Annotated in this window: 1 protein-coding gene and 1 pseudogene; both read right to left on the reverse strand. The window is 47.0% G+C overall.

Going from position 1 to position 1,265, the window contains the following annotated elements; genetic code table 11:
* On the reverse strand, window positions 1-1,123 hold a 1,123-nt coding region (gene recJ, locus ACWHAR_RS21920), incomplete at its 3' end, for a single-stranded-DNA-specific exonuclease RecJ (protein WP_452087815.1).
* 66 nt (window positions 1,124-1,189) lie between these two features.
* Window positions 1,190-1,265: pseudogene (locus ACWHAR_RS21925) on the reverse strand (LapA family protein); the annotation flags it as partial.

A 1,265-nucleotide genomic window follows, 5' to 3' on the forward strand; every position in this document is an offset into this window, starting at 1 on the left:
CAATGGCCGGTCGGTAGAAACGGTCCACAAGCTTTGAAGCCACAATCCCGACGACTCCCGGGTTCCATCCGGCTTTGGCCACGACAATTGCAGTTTGATCGAGCCCTTTCTGTTCAACCATTTCAATCGCTTCATCCGTCATTTTGCTGACCATTTTTTGGCGCTCTTTGTTCAGCTGGTCAATTTCTGCGGCAAGCTCTTCCGCTTCAAACGAATCCTCTGACATAAGCAAATGAACAGCGGGATCCGCCTGTTCGATTCTTCCGACGGCATTCAGCCTTGGTGCGAGCTGAAATCCGACAGTTTCTTCGTTCGCTTCTCCGATGTCTCCGCCTGACAGCTTAATCAGCTCTTTTAAGCCGAGCCGATTTGTCCGTCGAAGCCTTTCAAGTCCTAGTGTTGCAATTAATCTGTTTTCGTCATGCAGCGGGACTAGATCGGCAATGGTGCCGATAGCCGCCAGGTCAAGCAGTTCATCAGGAAGTTCACCCAATAAAGCGTGGGCAAGCTTAAACGCGACTCCAACCCCGGCAAGCTCTTTAAACGGGTAAGTGCAGCCAGGCTGCTTCGGGTGGACGATCGCATGGACATCCGGAAGCTCCGGTCCCGGTTCATGATGATCGGTAATGATGACATCCAGTCCGAGTTCCTTTGCCACCTTCGCTTCATGCACAGCGGCAATTCCTGTATCAACCGTAATGATCAAAGAGAAGCCCCGTTCTTTAATCGAACGAAACGCCTGTTCATTAGGTCCATATCCTTCTTTAAAACGGTCAGGTATATAAAAATCAACTTGAGCCGACAGTTTTTGCAGCGTGTGAAGCATCACTGACGTACTTGTAACCCCATCGGCGTCATAATCGCCATATATCATAATCTTTTCTTGTTGTGAAATCGCCTGTTTTATTCGATCTGCCGCTTCTTTCATGCCTTTCATTTCAAAAGGATCATATAAATCGGCATCCTTTGTATGTAAAAACAGCCTAGCGCTTTCTGCCGTATCAAAGCCTCTTTTTACAAGCAGGGACGCAACAAGAGGTGTTATATGCAATTGTTCTGTGAGTGATTTGACCTTATCCTGATCTGGTCGCTGGATTTCCCATCGCATTTTTGACGCTAACATAAATTCACCCCTCAACCACCCTATTATACTAGAGCAGGCTGAGGGGTTTCAAATAATATTCGAAAACTAGTCTTTTTTCTCAATCATGGCTGATGCATCCTGTGTGTCAGTCTGATCAGCAAGATGAGTATCCTCTTGTTTA

The organism is Bacillus sp. LR--39 (assembly GCF_053613335.1).